The following is a 16,649-nucleotide window of genomic DNA, read 5'->3' as shown; positions in this document are numbered from 1 at the left end:
GAGTCTCGTCTGGCGCAGCTGTGCAGATTGATAGCAAAATTCACGCAACCATATGGACCGCAGGCGGTTTTCGGTCAATCGAGATGTGCATCAGAATATCCGCCGCGTCCAGCAGTCCCGCATCCGAATGCACGCCCAGCTTGGTCATGGCGTTAAACTTGTGCGCGCGCACGGTTTTAATATTACGCGACAAATAGTGCGCGATCTCCGGCATCGAATACCCATAGGTCATGTAGTGCAGGATCGCGCGCTCCGTCGGACTCAGCCCATTATTTTTGCTGACGTACCAGTCGTTTATCACGTTTTGATTAAGCCGATGCGTATTGTTGAGCAGTATCGAAAGCTGCTCCTGTAACAGCCCAATCGCCAGCGTTTTGCTGATGATGCCATGCAGACTGGAAGGGGAAAGCAAACTCATCAGACGCACTTCGGTATCGTCCTGCGCCAGCACAATTCGCTGAGCGGACGGATACCCCTTTGCAAGTTTTAGCAGACTCTTCAGGCAGTCAATACGCTCTGCCCGCAGTCCGGAAAGTGAAAATATGACAGAAAAAAAAGGCATCTTCAGCGCGGCCGCTTCAAACGATGGGTAATCTTTAAAAAAATGGAGCTTATACATACTCAAGGCTGAGGTGCTGAAAAGATGTGACAGCCCGATCTCACTCATTACACAACTTTCGATGACAGCAACATGCCGCTTTGCACATTTCTTTTCCATTCCGTTTGCTCTCCGTAGGCTGAAGCCAGATTCAGCTCTCTCATTCCCTGTGCACTGTTAATCCATGCGTACATTTCAGCATTGCTGCGCAGTGAAAGGCGGCGCATGGCGCTATTCTTTTGCGCACTCACGGTCTTATTACTCTTCTTGAGCAACATGGCGACCTGATTAATGCCCCAACCTTTTCCGATAAGCCGTAATACCCGGCGTTCAGACAGCGTCAGCAGTGCTGATTTTTCCTCTTCTTCGTCAAATTCACCTGGCTCCGGGGACAGCAGGCTTTGGCTGATCCGTTCGGCGCTGATGCTGCCTGCGCGAATGGCGTTCACCACGACCTCAATGGGATCAACCTGAGACAGTAAGGTACTTTCCGGGCGCAGCAGCATTTCTACCGCCAGCGGGTATAACGGACGCGGGACAATAAAAATCCAGTGAATATCAAGATACTGAGTCAATAACTTGTAGTACTGTTCGCAGAGATTTTTTGGATGACGAATGTCCCCTGACAAATCGGCAACCACTAAATCTGCGCGCCGCAATTGCAGTAACGTAAGCTCTTCTAATGCGCGGCAATACGAGAGTTCATATTCGGGAAAATGGTGGGCAATAATATTGCCAAGGCCATTTTGTATGATAGGTGCTTTACTAATAACGATTCCGAACTTACAACTTCCTGTAACCATAATTTATCCGTCTCCTTTTTTAAGTACAGAAACTCAGGAGAAAACATACGCTTTTAATAAGCGCTGATTTCATCCTTAACTTTTCTGACACTTTTCCCTGGATACTAACCGTAGCGTGCCACCTGGCACGTCTGTTCCTTCTGGAGAGATTAACCATGAGATTATTACATCCTGCTCTCACCGCGCTAATATCGCATAAATTGTGAAAAATAAATAACCAGGGTGATGGTTAAAAAATACAAAAAAAATTAAGTAAAAATTAAATTATTCATTTAGTGAATATAAAAACGGTCAGGAGTAGCCGTCAGGCCCCGTCCGCACTGCATCCGGTAAAAGATAAGAATTCTCAAAGATAATGAATAAATATTGATCTGCCCCCTGACCGGGCCATGGACGCTTCGTGCTAAAAATAGATTTTCCGCCTGGCCTTCAGGCGTTTTGGCGTTGACTACCAGGGCACGACATGCAAGCAGAGCAGGCGTCACAGCGGACCATCACGCGATTATGTATTCAGTGCGGTCTTTTTCTATTACAGCACGGTGCCGAAAGCGCGCTGGTAGAAGAATTATCCACGCGGCTTGGGCTGGCGCTGGGGATGGACAGCGTAGAAAGTTCGATTTCAGCCAATGCTATCGTGCTGACGACAATTAAAGACGGTGAATGTCTCACCTCGACGCGCAAGAACAGCGATCGCGGGATCAACATGCATGTGGTGACCGAGGTACAGCATATTGTCATCATGGCCGAGCATAAACTGCTCGATTATCGGGACGTTGAAAAGCGCTTCAATCACGTCAAGCCGCTGCGTTATCCGCGCTGGCTGATGGTGCTGATGGTCGGCCTCTCCTGCGCCTGCTTTTGCAGACTTAATAAAGGCGGATGGGACGGCGCGGTGGTGACGTTCTTCGCCAGCAGCATCGCCATGTACGTCCGCCTGACGCTGGCGCAGCGGCATATGCATCCGCAGATCAATTTCTGCATTACCGCTTTTGTGGCGACCACGGTCGCAGGTTTATTGCTGATGCTGCCCACTTTCGCGCTTACCTCAACGGTATCAATGGCCGCCAGCGTGTTGTTGCTGGTGCCGGGCTTTCCGCTGATCAACGCCGTGGCGGATATGTTCAAAGGGCATATTAATACCGGACTGGCGCGCTGGGCGATCGCCAGCCTGCTGACCCTCGCCACCTGCGTGGGCGTGGTGATGGCAATGACAGTTTGGGGGCTGCGCGGATGGGCATAATCGATTTTCTGCTGGCGCTGATGCAGGACATGGCGCTGTCGGCCATTCCCGCCGTCGGTTTTGCCATGGTGTTCAACGTTCCGCACCGCGCCCTGCCCTGGTGCGCGCTACTGGGGGCGATTGGTCACGGGTCGCGCATGACCATGGTCACCGCGGGCTTCAATATCGAATGGTCCACCTTTATGGCGTCGATGTTGGTTGGGGCCATTGGCATCCGCTGGTCGCGCTGGTATCTGGCGCACCCGAAAGTCTTTACCGTGGCGGCGGTGATCCCGATGTTTCCGGGCATTTCGGCCTATACCGCGATGATCTCAGCGGTAAAAATTGGCCATCTGGGCTACAGCGAGGATCTGATGATCCTGCTGCTGACCAATTTCCTCAAGGCCACTTCCATCGTAGCCGCCCTGTCGATTGGCCTGTCGGTGCCCGGGCTGTGGATCTACCGCAAGCGCCCGCGCGTTTGAAATTTGTTTTCTGCCGCTGCCGTGGTGATAATCCCCCTTTGCGTTTTGGCCTATAAGGAGTGAGCGTGGAGCACCATGGCAGTAATCCCTCAGAGAAAAGTGACGAAGCCAGTCTGAAAGATAAAATCTTTCACAGCGCCATTACGCTGTTTGCGGAATACGGGCTAAACGGCGCGCGCATGGAGCAGATCGCGGAAAAAGCGGGCACCACCAAACGCATGGTGGTCTATCACTTCAAAACCAAAGAAAACCTGTACTTACGCGTGCTTGAACACGTCTATACGGAAATTCGCGCCAGTGAAAAACGGCTGAACCTTGCCGGTATGCCGCCGGTGGAAGCGATGGTACAGCTTGTTGAAAGCACCTTTGATTATCATGCCGCCCATCCGGATTTTATTCGCATCATCTGCATGGAAAACATGCAGCGGGGGCGCTTCATGCAAGAGTCTGCGGTGCTGCGCACGGTAAACCGCAGCGCGCTGGATCTGCTGGAAGATATTTTGCAGCGCGGGCAGCGCAAACAGCTCTTTAATAAAACGGTCACTGCACGCGACGTCCACCGCCTGATGAGCAGCTTCAGTTTTCACTTCGTGGCCAACAGTTATACCTTCACCCTGCTGTTTGAAGACGGGGCCGACAGCGCCGCCCAGGAAGCGCATTATCGCGCGATGGCGGTGCAGGTGGTGCTGCGTTATCTGTGCCCCTGACATGTCGCAAACAAATAACTTGCAATTAAATCGTGCACTATCTATATTCATCTCATGAAGACGAAGACCGCTCCATCCAGCCGCGTACTGGAACTTGATAACCAGCTCTGTTTTGCGCTCTATTCTGCGAATCTGGCGCTCAACAAAGTGTACCGGCAACTGCTGGCGCCCTTGCAGCTGACCTACCCGCAGTATCTGGTGATGCTGGTGTTATGGGAACGGGATGATGTTACGGTATCGGAGATAGGCGAGCGCCTGTTTCTGGATTCCGCCACGCTGACGCCGCTGCTTAAGCGTCTGGAGAGCGCCGGGCTGATTAGCCGTCAGCGCTCCCGCCAGGATGAGCGGCAGGTGGTGGTCACGCTGAGCGACAGCGGCCGGGCGTTGCAGGAACAGGCGCGGGATATTCCTGAACAGGTAGGCTGCGCCGCCGCCTGCGATACCGCCACGCTGACGTCGCTCAAGCTGGAGCTGGAAAAGTTACGCGAAAACTTACACCGCGCATAATGACTCATTCAGAGTGATTATGCTCGCAGATAAATAGCACGCTATTTTATAGCATACAAAAGGAACACATTATGTCTCTCGAAAAAGTGATCTATACCGCTGTTGCCAAAGCTACCGGTGGCCGTGACGGCCGCGCAACCTCTTCTGACGGCGTACTTGATGTGAAACTGGGCGTGCCGAAAGAGATGGGCGGCGCAGGCGGTGATGCCACTAACCCGGAACAGCTGTTTGCAGCGGGCTACTCTGCCTGTTTCCTCGGCGCGATGAAATTTGTCAGCGCACGCGACAAAATCACCATGCCTAAAGACGCGTTCATTGAAGGCGAAGTGGGTATCGGGCCGCTGCCGACCGGTTTTGGTATCGAAGCCAAACTGAACATCCACCTGCCGGGTATGGATGCCAGCGAAGCGAAAAAACTGGTAGATGCAGCACACATCGTTTGCCCTTACTCCAACGCAACGCGCGGCAACATCGACGTTACGCTGAACATTATTTCCTGATTTATTACCCTCACCAGGGGGCTTTTCGGGAGGACAAGACGGCTGCCCGCTTGCGCAGCCGCCTCCTTTATCCTGTTGATTAGTCAACACTTAAGGCCGGGGAAACCCGGCTTTCTTTTCTGCACTGCTTTCCGGGCAGCGCTCTGTGCTACTATGTGCACATATCAGTTGCGGATCCCTTCGCAATGTCTGTACCAGTCAGTTTGAGATAGCACAATGTCCTCCAGAATCCTGTCCACGAACGTCATCGGCATCGATGATTTTACGCGCCAGCACGCCACCGTTCTGGCGCAAGCGCCGCACGGCACGGTGGCCGTGTTTGCCAATAATGCACCGGCTTTTTACGCGCTCACCCCTGCGCGGCTGGCGCAGTTGCTGGAACTGGAAGCCCGTCTGGAACGCCCGGCCAGCGATGTGGCGCTGGACGCACAGTTTTATGAAGAACCTGCGGCCGCGCCGGTGAGCGTGCCGATAGGGAAATTTGCCATGTATCCCGCCTGGCAGCCCGACGCGGATTTTCAGCGTCAGGCAGCGCTGTGGGGTATCGGCCTGACGCAGCCGGTTACGCCGGAAGAACTGGCGTCATTCGTGGCCTACTGGCAGGCGGAAGGCAAAGTCTTCCACCATATCCAGTGGCAGCAAAAGCTGGCGCGCAGCGTTCAGATGAGCCGCGCCAGCCAGGGCGCATCGCTCAGGCGTGATGTGAACACGGTGAGCGAGCCTGATAATCAAATTCCACCCGGTTTCAGAGGATGATGATGAAAAACGTCGGCGAACTGATGAAACGTCTGCAAAAGATGATGCCAGAGCACGTTAAACCCGCGTTTAAAACGGGCGAAGAGCTGCTGGCGTGGCAAAAAGAGCAAGGTGAGATCCGCGCCGCTGCCCTTGCGCGTGAAAACCGCGCCATGAAAATGCAGCGCACCTTTAACCGCTCCGGCATCCGTCCTTTACACCAGAACTGCTCGTTCGATAACTATAAAGTCGAGAACGAAGGCCAGATGAACGCCCTTGCCAAAGCGCGTCAGTACGTGGAAGCCTTCGACGGCAACATCGCCAGCTTTATCTTTTCCGGCAAGCCTGGCACCGGTAAAAATCACCTCGCGGCGGCTATCTGCAACGAACTGCTGCTGCGCGGCAAATCGGTGCTCATTATTACCGTGGCGGATATTATGTCGGCGATGAAAGACACCTTCAATAATCGCCAGATCAGCGAGGAGCAGTTGCTCAACGATCTGAGCAATGTCGATCTGCTGGTGATCGACGAGATCGGCATGCAGTCCGAATCGCGCTACGAAAAAGTGATCATCAATCAGATCGTCGATCGTCGCTCCTCCTCCAAACGCCCGACCGGGATGCTGACCAACAGCAATATGGACGAAATGACCAAACTGCTCGGTGAGCGCGTGATGGACAGGATGCGTCTGGGCAACAGCCTGTGGGTGATATTCAACTGGGAAAGCTACCGCAGCCGCGTCACCGGAAAAGAGTATTGAGAGCAATCTGAACCCGTAATGCGCGTCGGCCCTGTAATAATGGGCCGATCCTGCCCGTCAGGGCATTACCCAAGAGTACGCCAGATGAAATTAGCCCAACGTATGCTTTGCTGCGCCCTTGTCGGCAGCGCCCTTCTCTCCACCGCCGCCAACGCCGCCTCCTGGCAGGAATCCCTCTCCAGCGCTGCCACGCAGCTCAGCCAGAACAATGACTCACAGCAGGGCGGCCTGTCGCTCTCGTCACTGGGCGGCTTACTTAACGGCGGCAACCAGGCGTTAAGCGCCGACAACATGAACAATGCCGCAGGCATTTTGCAGTATTGCGCCAAAAACAAGCTGGCCTCGGTCACCAATGCGGAAAACGTGAAAAATCAGGTGATGGAAAAACTGGGCCTGAGTACGCCCGCCGCGCAGCAGCAGGATACCAACTATCTTGATGGCCTCCAGGGACTGCTTAACACCAAAGAGGGTGAACAACTCAGCCTGAGTAATATCGGCAACTCCCCGCTGGCGGAGAAAGTCAAAACCAAAGCCTGCGATATCGTACTGAAACAGGGGATAGGCTTCCTGTCCTGAGGGGCGTAAACGTCGCGTTCATGACAGACGCGACGTCGCCTGCCGCTTTCCATCTTTGCCCGCCATTATTCCCGCCTCATTTAAAGATGCGACGCTCTTCAAATAGTCACACATCTAAACCAAATCTGAATCACTGCACGATTTAATGACACTAGAATTGCAGCAGTATGACATCCCATTTACATTGTATCGCTCAAAAATAACAGCAATGGCCAGCCGCGCGACTGGCGACTGATGAGGACAGGCTGTGTCGGAATTACTTTCCCTTGCCCTTTTTCTTGCTTCCGTGGTGATTTACGCCTGGAAAGCAGGCCGCAATACATGGTGGTTTACCGCCACGCTGATTGTGCTCGGCCTTTTTGTGGTTCTTAATATCACCCTCTACGCCAGCGATTACTTTACCGGTGACGGTATCAACGATGCGGTGCTCTACACGCTGACCAACAGCCTGACCGGCGCGGGCGTCAGTAAGTACATATTGCCCGGCGCGGGCCTGATCCTCGCGCTGATTGCGGTGTTCAGCGCCCTCGGCTGGATTTTGCGCCGTCGCCGCCATATGCCCTTTCATTTTGGCTACAGCCTGCTGGCGCTGATGCTGGCGCTCGGCTCGGTGGATGCCAGCCCGGCGTTTCATCAGATCACCGAGCTGGTTAAATCCCAGTCGCGGGAAAGCTCGCCGGACTTCGACACCTGGTATAAAGTGCCCGCCAAAAGCATTCCGGATCCCAAACTCAACCTCGTCTATATCTACGGCGAGAGTCTTGAGCGCACTTATTTCGATAACGCCGCCTTCCCGGATCTGACGCCGGAGCTGGGGGCAATCAAAAATAACAGCATCGATTTTACCCATACCGCGCAGCTGCCCGGCACCGATTACACCATTGCCGGTATGGTGGCCTCCCAGTGCGGCATTCCGCTGTTCGCGCCTTTTGAAGGCAACGCCTCTGCGTCCATGTCGAGCTTCTTCCCGCAGAATTTGTGTCTGGGGGATATCCTGAAAAACTCCGGCTATGAAAACCATTTCGTGCAGGGCGCGAATCTGCGTTTCGCCGGTAAAGACGTGTTCCTGAAATCCCACGGTTTCGATCATCTGGTGGGTGCGGAAGAGTTGAAAAGCCAGGTTGCCGATCCTGCTTACCGTAATGACTGGGGTTTTTACGACGACACCGTGCTGGATGAGGTGTGGAAAAAGTACGAAGAACTGTCCAAAAGCGGCAAACGTTTTTCGCTGTTCACCCTGACGGTGGACACCCATCATCCTGACGGTTTTATCTCGCGGACCTGCGATCGTAAACGCTATGAGATGGACGGCAAACTCAACCAGTCGTTCAGCGCGGTCACCTGTAGCCAGCAGCATATTGCGGCGCTGATCCAGAAAATCCAGGCCTCGCCCTGGTACAAGGACACGGTGATTGTGGTCTCGTCCGATCATCTGGCGATGAATAACACCGCCTGGAAATACCTCAGCAAGCAGGATCGCAACAACCTGTTCTTTGTGCTGCGTGGCGATAAACCGCAGCAGGACGTGTCCGGCCTCAAGCGCAACACCATGGATAACGGCGCGACTGTGCTGGATATTCTCGGCGGCGATAACTTTATCGGCCTCGGGCGCAGCAGCCTTTCCGGCCAGTCGCTGTCGGAATCCTTCCTGAATATGAAAGAGAAGGTGCTGTCCTGGAAGCCGGACATCATCCGGCTGTGGAACTTCCCGAAAGAGATGAAGGATTTCACCGTCGATACCGACAAAAAGATGATCGCCTTTTCCGGCAGCCATTTCCGTCTGCCGCTGCTGTTGCGTGTTTCCGATCAGCGCGTCGAGCCGCTGCCGGAGAGCGAATACTCCGCCCCGCTGCGCTTCCAGCTGGCGGATTTCGCGCCGCGGGATAATTTCGTGTGGGTCGATCAGTGCTACAAGATGGCGCAGCTGTGGGCGCCGCAGCTGGCGCTGTCCACTGACTGGTGCGTCTCCCAGGGACAGCTGGGCGGCGAGCAGCGCGTACAGCGCGTTGACCGCGCACAGTGGCAAGGCAAAACGGCCTTCAAAGAGACCATGATCGACACCCTGCGCTATAAGGCGAACGTCGATAAATTAAAAGTGGTGGATAACGATATTCGCTACAAAGCCGACAGCTTTGTGTTTAACGTCGCCGGCGCGCCGGAGGAAGTGAAGCAGTTCAGCGGTATTTCGCGTCCGGAATCCTGGGGACGCTGGTCGAACGCTCAGCTTGGTAAGGCGGTGAAAATCGAATACAAGGCGCCGTTGCCCGCGGAGTTTGATCTGGTGATCACCGCCAAAGCCTTTGGCCCGAACGCCGATCGCCCTATCCCGGTGCGCGTCGGTAACAGCGAACAGACGCTGACCCTCGGTCACGATCTTTCCACCACCACGCTGCGCTTCAGTAATCCGGCGCACAGCAATACGCTGGAGATCGTCCCGCCGGATCCGCAGTCGACCAACGAAGGCAATATTCTCGGTCATTCACCGCGTCAGCTGGGTATCGGGATGGTGGAAATTAAAGTGGTGAAAGTCGGCGGGTAAATTTGGATGTGCCCGGCGGCGCGAAGCTTACCGGGCCTACAATCAGCAAACCATCTGAACGTTAATGCCCGGCGGCGCGAAGCTTGCCGGGCCTACAATCAGCAAACCATTTGAACGTTAATGCCCGGCGGCGCAGGCTTGCCGGGCCTACAGAGGCAATCCTGTAGGCCCGGTAAGCGCAGCGCCACCGGGCATTTAAAGTTTAAAACGTTTCCCAGTTCTCATCTGTCGTTGCGACTTTACGCGTCAACACCGTCGGCGCCATGGTCTGCACCGGGGTGATACCTGCTGAAGCCGGGCGTGCGACGCGACGGGTGCGGAACACCGCAACGGCCTGCGTCAGACGGCTCGCCTGCTCTTCCAGGGCAGCAGCGGCAGCGGCGGATTCTTCCACCAGCGAGGCGTTCTGCTGCGTCACACGATCCATTTCCGCCACCGCCAGACCTACCTGGTCGATACCGCGGCTCTGCTCATCAGAGGCAGAGGCGATTTCGCCCATAATGTCGGTCACACGGGTTACCGCGCTGACGATCTCATCCATGGTTTCACCGGCGCTTTCCACCAGCGTGGAGCCGATTTCAACGCGACCCACAGAGTCTTCGATCAGGCTCTTAATTTCACGCGCCGCCTGCGCACTACGCTGGGCGAGGTTACGCACTTCACCGGCCACCACCGCAAAACCACGGCCCTGTTCACCGGCACGCGCCGCTTCCACCGCGGCGTTCAGCGCCAGGATGTTGGTCTGGAAGGCAATGCCGTCGATCACGCTGATAATGTCAGCAATTTTCTGCGAACTGCCGGCGATGTCGCGCATGGTCTGCACCACGTTATCCACCACCTTGCCGCCCTTCTGCGCGGTTTCTGACGCGCTGAGCGCCAGATGGCTCGCCTGACGGGCGTTTTCGGCGTTCTGCTTCACGGTAGCGGTCAGCTCTTCCATGCTGGCGGCAGTCTCTTCCAGGGAAGCGGCCTGCTGTTCAGTACGGGAGGAGAGATCGTTATTACCGGCGGAGATTTCGCTGGCGCCGCTGTAAATCGCGTCCGCGCCGCTGCGCACGTCGCCCACGGTACGTACCAGCTCGCTCTGCATGTGGCGCAGGCTGTCTGCCAGCTGCCCCATCTCGTTAGTGCCGTGTACGTTGATATCCTGTTCCAGATCGCCGCCCGCAATGTGACGGATGCTTTCCACCAGACGTTGCAGCGGAGCAATCAGCACGTTTTTAATGCCGAACCACACGGCAATAATCACCGCCAGCACCACGGTCAGCACGCTGATAATGATCCACACCGCCATGCTGTAGGAGCTGTCGTTATCGGCGACCGCCACGTCATACAGATGGTCGTTCTGCTCCAGATACTGCACATACTGCTTCTCAAAGCCATCCTGATAACCCTGGGTTGGCTGATCGAAGAACTCGGTGATTTTGCCTGCGCCCAGTAACTGGATCAGCTCGGCCAGCGCACCGTGATAGATGTCGTAGTTACGCTTCACTTCGGCGGCTGCGGCTTCGCTCTGGCGAGGATCGCGCGGCAGCGCCTGATACTCGTTCCAGCGCACTTCCGCCTGCTTCAGAGAAGCGGTCGCAATCTGCATCAGTTCCGCCACGGTCGCGCCGCTGCCGATGTTATTCTGATCCATCATGTAGCGGATCCCGGCACGGTTGAGCGTGTTACGGGTCTGCAACAGCGCCACCCAGCTACCGTTCAGCGTGGACTGCTGAGCGCGAATGGTTTGCAGAACGGTGAAGTTTTCTTTGTCATGCTTGAGGGCGTTAAAGAAGAGACCACCGGAGGTTAATTGTAAAAGGCCAAATAAACACAGTACCAGCAGTAAACTGGTCACAATTTTGATACGGTTTAACATGTTTTTCATTCCTTTGGACGAATAACACTTTGTCGGCCTGGATAGGAAAAACTTTACGGTAAATCGCATAAGCGGTAGTCGATGAGTGTGTAGCCCCCTTCCATGCAGTCGTCTAATTCAGCACGTTATCCCGATAATTTTCATTAAGTTACGATGTAACAACAATTATCACATTATGGTTTTTCATCCTAAAAACCATGCATATAATGTGATTTTTTCGGGAGAACCCCATGATTGATCGCGATTACGACCATTTGACGACCTTGCTACATCTTTTTTTTGAACGGGAAGATATTCGCCAGAAGCTCAACATTATCGACCAGTATGATATCTCTGGCTGGGAAATCTGGATGCAGATTGAATTTGCTAACCTGCTGGTTTCTACCGGGCATGAGTGGTGGCGTGAACAGACGTTGGGGTGTGATTTACGTAAAAATCCGGTACGCAATAGTCTGCGCACCGATTTTCTGCTGCGAAAAAAAGGCTGGGCACTGGATACTTATATCGCGCTGGAAGTAAAACAGAACCGTGATCCCACAAGTTGTGTGAAAAATATGATTCGGGATTTGGAAAAGAGCGCGCGTATTAAACGTTCTGAAATCGATCTGCGCAGCTTCTGGACATTGGGCATTACTACGTTGATTGATCGCGAACGGCTCGACCAACTCATTGATCGTTACCTTAACGATAAGTATTACCAGACAAAATCACGTGACAGACACGTACTGCTGCAACCTATCGATAACACGCCATACTGCTTTATCGTTATTTAAAGTGCTTCCGTAGAAGCGTCTGCTGCCATACGCTTCTACGAAACGTAAATTTTCACGTGATCGCAATCACACATTTTCCGGCGCTCACAGCGGCAATTAACCGCTTACTCCTCACGCCGACCACTCACCCCCCATTAACTACCGCTTAGCCAGATTACGCCCGTTTTTTGCGCACTCTTTGTCATGATCTGCCCGGCAAGCTGTCTCTTCAACTCACTACTTACACATTGACCTTTTCGGTCTTAAAGCCAGGTCTGATATGGATAATAAAAAGCTACTTAAGCACTTACCCTGGGCGATACTGGGGATCCTCGGTGCATTCTGTCTGGCGGTCGTCGCCTTACGACGGGGTGAAAGCGTAAGCGCCCTGTGGATCGTCGTCGCTTCTGTTTCGGTTTACCTCGTGGCGTACCGCTACTACAGCCTCTACATCGCCCAGAAGGTGATGAAACTTGACCCGACGCGCGCCACGCCCGCGGTCATTAACAACGACGGCCTGAACTATGTGCCGACCAACCGTAACGTGCTGTTCGGGCACCACTTTGCCGCCATCGCCGGGGCAGGCCCGCTGGTCGGCCCGGTGCTCGCCGCGCAAATGGGCTATCTGCCCGGCACCCTGTGGCTGCTGGCGGGCGTGGTGCTGGCCGGTGCGGTACAGGACTTTATGGTGCTGTTCATCTCCTCCCGCCGTAACGGCGCGTCTCTGGGCGAGATGATCAAAGAAGAAATGGGCCCGGTACCCGGCACCATTGCGCTGTTCGGCTGCTTCCTGATCATGATCATCATCCTCGCCGTGCTGGCGCTGATCGTGGTGAAAGCGCTGGCGGAATCGCCGTGGGGCGTCTTTACCGTCTGCTCAACGGTGCCTATCGCGCTCTTTATGGGCATTTACATGCGCTTCCTGCGTCCGGGTCGCGTGGGTGAAGTGTCGGTGATCGGTATCCTGCTGTTGGTGGCGTCGATTTATTTCGGCGGTGTGATTGCGCACGATCCGTACTGGGGCCCGGCGCTGACCTTTAAAGACACCACCATCACCTTTACGCTGATTGGCTACGCCTTTATCTCGGCGCTGCTGCCGGTATGGCTGATCCTCGCGCCGCGTGACTATCTGGCGACCTTCCTGAAAATCGGCGTCATCGTCGGTCTGGCTATCGGTATCGTGATCCTTAATCCGGAACTGAAAATGCCTGCCATGACCCAGTACATCGACGGTACCGGTCCGCTGTGGAAAGGCGCGCTCTTCCCGTTCCTGTTTATCACCATCGCCTGTGGCGCGGTATCCGGCTTCCATGCACTGATCGCCTCCGGCACCACGCCGAAGCTGCTGGCCTGTGAAACCGACGCGCGCTTTATCGGTTATGGCGCAATGCTGATGGAATCCTTCGTCGCCATCATGGCGCTGGTGGCGGCGTCCATTATCGAGCCGGGCCTGTACTTTGCCATGAACACCCCGCCTGCCGGTCTGGGCATCGTGATGCCAAACCTGCATGAGCTGGGTGGTGAAAACGGCCCGCTGATCATGGCGCAGCTGAAAGACGTCACCGCGCATGCGGCGGCCACCGTCAGCTCCTGGGGCTTTGTGATTTCCCCTGAGCAGATCCTGCAAACCGCGAAAGACATCGGCGAGCCATCCGTGCTCAACCGTGCCGGTGGCGCGCCGACGCTGGCGGTGGGGATCGCGCATGTGTTCCACAAGATCCTGCCGTGGGCTGATATGGGCTTCTGGTACCACTTCGGCATTCTGTTTGAGGCGCTGTTCATTCTGACCGCGCTGGATGCGGGTACACGTTCCGGCCGCTTTATGTTGCAGGATCTTCTGGGTAACTTCGTGCCTTTCCTGAAGAAAACCGATTCACTGGTGGCCGGTATTATCGGCACGGCGGGCTGCGTGGGACTGTGGGGCTACCTGCTGTATCAGGGCGTGGTCGATCCATTGGGCGGCGTGAAGAGCCTGTGGCCGCTGTTCGGTATCTCCAACCAGATGCTGGCTGCCGTGGCGCTGGTGCTGGGTACGGTGGTATTGGTGAAAATGCAGCGCACTAAATACATCTGGGTGACGATGGTTCCGGCGGTGTGGCTGCTGATCTGCACCACCTGGGCGCTCGGCCTGAAGCTGTTCAGCGACAATCCGCAGATGGAAGGCTTCTTCTACATGGCCAGCCAGTACAAAGCGCGTATTGCCGCCGGCGGCGAGCTGACCGCGCAGGAAGTGGCGAACATGAACCACATCGTGGTGAACAACTACACCAACGCAGGCCTGAGCATTCTGTTCCTGGTGGTGGTGTACAGCATCATTTTCTACGGCTTCAAAACCTGGATGAAAGCCCGTAACAGCACGGTACGCACGGATAAAGAAACGCCGTACGTGCCAGTGCCGGAAGGCGGCGTGAAAACCTCCTCGCATCACTAAGTAGCCTGGCGGGTGGCGCTGCGCTGACCCGCCCTACAAAATACTTCAGGTCCGGCATGCGTAGCGCCGCCGGGCTTTTTCTTATCGGGATGGAAAATGTTTGGTAACTTAGGCGAAGCAAAAAAGTATCTCGGCCAGGCCGCGCGTATGCTGATTGGTATTCCTGATTACGACAACTACGTCGAACACATGAAAACCAATCACCCGGACAAGCCCTGTATGACCTATAACGAGTTCTTCCGTGAACGTCAGGAAGCACGCTATGGCAGCGGCGGAAGCAGCTGCTGTTAAGAAGGAAACCTCATGACCCCGATTGCCGTCACCCTTCTCACCGGTTTTCTTGGCGCAGGAAAAACCACCCTGCTGCGCCATATCCTCAATGAACAGCACGGTTATAAAATTGCCGTCATTGAAAATGAGTTCGGGGAAGTCTCCGTCGATACTCAGCTGATCGGCGATCGCGCCACGCAGATCAAAACCCTGACCAACGGCTGTATCTGCTGTAGTCGTTCTAATGAATTACAGGACGCGCTGCTGGATCTGCTCGACAGCCTCGACAAAGGCGACATCGAATTTGACCGTCTGGTGATCGAATGCACCGGCATGGCCGATCCCGGTCCGATTATTCAGACCTTCTTCAATCATGAAATTATCTGCCAGCGCTACCTGCTGGACGGCGTGATCGCGCTGGTGGACGCGGTGCATGCCGATGAGCAGATGAACCAGTTCACCCTGGCCCAGTCGCAGGTGGGCTATGCCGACCGCATTCTGCTCACCAAAACCGATATTGCTGGCGAGGCCGAACCGCTGCGCGAACGGCTGGCGCGCATCAATGCCCGCGCGCCTGTCTACACCGTGATCCACGGTGAAACCGATCTGGCGCTGCTGTTTAACACTCATGGCTTTATGCTGGAAGAAACCATCGTACCGGCAAAGCCGCGCTTCCATTTTATGAGCGATAAGCAGAACGATATAGCCTCTATTGTGGTGGAGATGGATTACCCGGTGGATATCAGCGAGGTGTCGCGGGTGATGGAAAATCTGCTGCTGAGCTTCGCGGAAAAGCTGCTGCGCTACAAAGGGATGCTGTGGATCGACGGCGAACCGAATCGCCTGCTGTTCCAGGGCGTGCAGCGCCTGTACAGCGCCGACTGGGACCGTCCGTGGGGCGACGAGCCACCGCACAGCCAGCTGGTGTTTATCGGGGTACAGTTGCCGGAAGAGGAGATCAGAGCGGCGTTTATGGGGCTGAAGAAATAATCCAGGCCGGATAAGGCGCAGCCGCCATCCGGCATAACGTTAATCCTGATAACACTCCACCAGAAACTTCATCATTTCGGTGGCATCTTTACTGTGATAAAAACGCACCATTCGGGCGTTAAATTCCAGCGCACGGGCAGCCGGGATGCTGATAGGGTTGAAGCCGTGCAGCATCAGCCAGCCATTCATCATATGACGACTGGTGCGTTTATTACCGTCAAAGAAAAATTGAAAATAAGCGCCAAAAAGGAACATGGCCAGCGCGCCTTCAAAAGGCGGCAGGGTTTTGATCTGGCGGGCACCCTCTGAAAATATCCGGTTAAGTTCCGGAGCGCCGGCTTCCGTTGCGGGCGGAAAATGCGTACCCAGTTCCCCCAGGTGAACGCGGGCCTGATAATGCACCTCATCCCCTTCACCCCGGAAAACGCCCCATTCCAGCGCTTCGTTACGGGCAATAATACTGTGTAGCAGCGTGAAGGTTTTTTTATCGAGATCAAACCGCCCGGTCTGCACCAGCTCAATCAGCTTTTTGCTGCTGTCAGCAAGGTTTAACACCTGCTCGGTATCACTAACTTTATGGCCGCCGACGGTAACGCCATCCAGCAGGGTTTTAACTTCAACATAGGTATAGGGGTTATTTTCCAGCTGTGCCGCGTCCCACACAAAACCTGCCATATGGGTTTTAAAGGTAAATAACGCCACGCGGGTACCCACGTTTTTAACCTCCGGGATCACGCTTGCGTCCCAGGTCAGCCCCAGCAGTTCAGTCGACATCGCTCTTTCCCGTATCATTCTTGATGCTGGTTATTATTTCACAGTTTTAGCACATCGCTAATATGACGTTTGAATCTGGGGAATAAGAGGCTTAAAGCGGAAGGAGGTTGGCCCTCCCCTGCGGGAGGGCCATGATGC

Annotated in this window: 17 protein-coding genes; 13 read left to right on the top strand and 4 right to left on the bottom strand. The window is 54.9% G+C overall.

The window, feature by feature from the left end; genetic code table 11:
* Window positions 1–40 precede the first annotated feature (40 nt).
* Together bglJ and BMF08_RS08515 are read right to left on the bottom strand one after the other, a co-directional pair.
* Entirely contained in the window at window positions 41–667 is a 627-nt protein-coding gene (gene bglJ / locus BMF08_RS08520; RefSeq protein WP_072570426.1) for a DNA-binding transcriptional activator BglJ, read from the bottom strand.
* Entirely contained in the window at window positions 667–1,401 is a 735-nt protein-coding gene (locus tag BMF08_RS08515) for a helix-turn-helix transcriptional regulator (RefSeq protein ID WP_072570425.1), read from the bottom strand. Before BMF08_RS08515 ends, bglJ begins: the two co-directional genes overlap by 1 nt.
* Before the next feature lie 463 nt (window positions 1,402–1,864).
* Between BMF08_RS08515 and BMF08_RS08510 the strand changes: the two genes are divergently transcribed.
* From BMF08_RS08510 to opgB, 9 genes are all read left to right on the top strand, one after another.
* On the top strand, window positions 1,865–2,641 hold the full coding sequence (locus tag BMF08_RS08510) for a threonine/serine ThrE exporter family protein (protein WP_072570424.1): 777 nt from the start codon (window positions 1,865–1,867) through the stop codon (window positions 2,639–2,641).
* Complete coding sequence (locus BMF08_RS08505; protein ID WP_072570423.1) at window positions 2,632–3,105, top strand: threonine/serine exporter; 474 nt, start codon at window positions 2,632–2,634, stop codon at window positions 3,103–3,105. Before BMF08_RS08510 ends, BMF08_RS08505 begins: the two co-directional genes overlap by 10 nt.
* 65 nt (window positions 3,106–3,170) lie before the next feature.
* Window positions 3,171–3,812 carry a TetR family transcriptional regulator gene (locus tag BMF08_RS08500; protein ID WP_072570422.1) on the top strand — a complete coding sequence of 214 codons (642 nt, stop codon included), beginning with the start codon at window positions 3,171–3,173 and terminating at the stop codon, window positions 3,810–3,812.
* Between the two features lie 54 nt (window positions 3,813–3,866).
* Window positions 3,867–4,319 (top strand): MarR family winged helix-turn-helix transcriptional regulator, encoded by a 453-nt coding sequence (locus BMF08_RS08495; RefSeq protein ID WP_072570421.1) that lies wholly within the window; start codon window positions 3,867–3,869, stop codon window positions 4,317–4,319.
* Window positions 4,320–4,390: 71 nt separating this feature from the next.
* The gene (locus BMF08_RS08490) at window positions 4,391–4,819 is read left to right on the top strand and encodes an organic hydroperoxide resistance protein (protein WP_072570420.1); all 429 of its coding nucleotides are present in this window, start codon (window positions 4,391–4,393) and stop codon (window positions 4,817–4,819) included.
* Window positions 4,820–5,035: 216 nt separating this feature from the next.
* Entirely contained in the window at window positions 5,036–5,575 is a 540-nt protein-coding gene (gene dnaT, locus BMF08_RS08485; protein ID WP_072570419.1) for a primosomal protein DnaT, read from the top strand.
* Between the two features lie 2 nt (window positions 5,576–5,577).
* Window positions 5,578–6,315, top strand: coding sequence for a DNA replication protein DnaC (dnaC, locus tag BMF08_RS08480; RefSeq protein ID WP_072570418.1), 738 nt, complete (start codon window positions 5,578–5,580; stop codon window positions 6,313–6,315).
* Window positions 6,316–6,399: 84 nt separating this feature from the next.
* Window positions 6,400–6,891, top strand: coding sequence for a DUF2501 domain-containing protein (locus BMF08_RS08475; protein WP_072570417.1), 492 nt, complete (start codon window positions 6,400–6,402; stop codon window positions 6,889–6,891).
* A 247-nt stretch (window positions 6,892–7,138) separates the two neighbouring features.
* Complete coding sequence (gene opgB / locus BMF08_RS08470; protein WP_072570416.1) at window positions 7,139–9,430, top strand: phosphatidylglycerol--membrane-oligosaccharide glycerophosphotransferase; 2,292 nt, start codon at window positions 7,139–7,141, stop codon at window positions 9,428–9,430.
* Window positions 9,431–9,632: 202 nt separating this feature from the next.
* Here opgB and tsr read toward each other — a convergent pair whose 3' ends face one another.
* Window positions 9,633–11,294, bottom strand: coding sequence for a methyl-accepting chemotaxis protein (tsr, locus tag BMF08_RS08465; protein WP_072570415.1), 1,662 nt, complete (start codon window positions 11,292–11,294; stop codon window positions 9,633–9,635).
* A gap of 230 nt (window positions 11,295–11,524) precedes the next feature.
* On the opposite strand from tsr, the gene BMF08_RS08460 reads away from it, so the two are divergent.
* From BMF08_RS08460 to yjiA, 4 genes are all read left to right on the top strand, one after another.
* Window positions 11,525–12,067, top strand: a complete 543-nt coding sequence (locus tag BMF08_RS08460; protein WP_072570414.1) for a hypothetical protein — start codon at window positions 11,525–11,527, stop codon at window positions 12,065–12,067.
* 259 nt (window positions 12,068–12,326) lie between these two features.
* Entirely contained in the window at window positions 12,327–14,477 is a 2,151-nt protein-coding gene (locus BMF08_RS08455; RefSeq protein WP_072570413.1) for a carbon starvation CstA family protein, read from the top strand.
* A 96-nt stretch (window positions 14,478–14,573) separates the two neighbouring features.
* The gene (locus tag BMF08_RS08450) at window positions 14,574–14,768 is read left to right on the top strand and encodes a YbdD/YjiX family protein (protein ID WP_072570412.1); all 195 of its coding nucleotides are present in this window, start codon (window positions 14,574–14,576) and stop codon (window positions 14,766–14,768) included.
* 12 nt (window positions 14,769–14,780) lie between these two features.
* Window positions 14,781–15,737 (top strand): GTPase, encoded by a 957-nt coding sequence (gene yjiA, locus BMF08_RS08445; RefSeq protein WP_072570411.1) that lies wholly within the window; start codon window positions 14,781–14,783, stop codon window positions 15,735–15,737.
* Between the two features lie 39 nt (window positions 15,738–15,776).
* Here yjiA and BMF08_RS08440 read toward each other — a convergent pair whose 3' ends face one another.
* Window positions 15,777–16,511, bottom strand: a complete 735-nt coding sequence (locus tag BMF08_RS08440) for a Fic family protein (RefSeq protein ID WP_072570410.1) — start codon at window positions 16,509–16,511, stop codon at window positions 15,777–15,779.
* Window positions 16,512–16,649 lie beyond the last annotated feature (138 nt).

Source organism: Enterobacter sp. SA187 (assembly GCF_001888805.2).
Taxonomy (GTDB): Bacteria; Pseudomonadota; Gammaproteobacteria; order Enterobacterales; family Enterobacteriaceae; genus Enterobacter_D.
The sequence above is the reverse complement of the archived record's forward strand: the minus strand, read 5'-3'. Positions and strand labels throughout refer to the sequence as shown.

Bases quoted from the DNA above. Each gene is read 5' to 3' on its own strand.
- dnaC (WP_072570418.1), top strand. From the start codon at position 5,578: ATGAAAAACGTCGGCGAACTGATGAAACGTCTGCAAAAGATGATGCCA.
- BMF08_RS08450 (WP_072570412.1), top strand. From the start codon at position 14,574: ATGTTTGGTAACTTAGGCGAAGCAAAAAAGTATCTCGGCCAGGCCGCG.
- yjiA (WP_072570411.1), top strand. From the start codon at position 14,781: ATGACCCCGATTGCCGTCACCCTTCTCACCGGTTTTCTTGGCGCAGGA.
- BMF08_RS08510 (WP_072570424.1), top strand. From the start codon at position 1,865: ATGCAAGCAGAGCAGGCGTCACAGCGGACCATCACGCGATTATGTATT.
- BMF08_RS08495 (WP_072570421.1), top strand. From the start codon at position 3,867: ATGAAGACGAAGACCGCTCCATCCAGCCGCGTACTGGAACTTGATAAC.
- BMF08_RS08460 (WP_072570414.1), top strand. From the start codon at position 11,525: ATGATTGATCGCGATTACGACCATTTGACGACCTTGCTACATCTTTTT.
- BMF08_RS08515 (WP_072570425.1), bottom strand. From the start codon at position 1,401: ATGGTTACAGGAAGTTGTAAGTTCGGAATCGTTATTAGTAAAGCACCT.
- BMF08_RS08490 (WP_072570420.1), top strand. From the start codon at position 4,391: ATGTCTCTCGAAAAAGTGATCTATACCGCTGTTGCCAAAGCTACCGGT.
- dnaT (WP_072570419.1), top strand. From the start codon at position 5,036: ATGTCCTCCAGAATCCTGTCCACGAACGTCATCGGCATCGATGATTTT.
- bglJ (WP_072570426.1), bottom strand. From the start codon at position 667: ATGAGTGAGATCGGGCTGTCACATCTTTTCAGCACCTCAGCCTTGAGT.
- BMF08_RS08455 (WP_072570413.1), top strand. From the start codon at position 12,327: ATGGATAATAAAAAGCTACTTAAGCACTTACCCTGGGCGATACTGGGG.
- BMF08_RS08475 (WP_072570417.1), top strand. From the start codon at position 6,400: ATGAAATTAGCCCAACGTATGCTTTGCTGCGCCCTTGTCGGCAGCGCC.
- BMF08_RS08440 (WP_072570410.1), bottom strand. From the start codon at position 16,511: ATGTCGACTGAACTGCTGGGGCTGACCTGGGACGCAAGCGTGATCCCG.
- tsr (WP_072570415.1), bottom strand. From the start codon at position 11,294: ATGTTAAACCGTATCAAAATTGTGACCAGTTTACTGCTGGTACTGTGT.
- BMF08_RS08505 (WP_072570423.1), top strand. From the start codon at position 2,632: ATGGGCATAATCGATTTTCTGCTGGCGCTGATGCAGGACATGGCGCTG.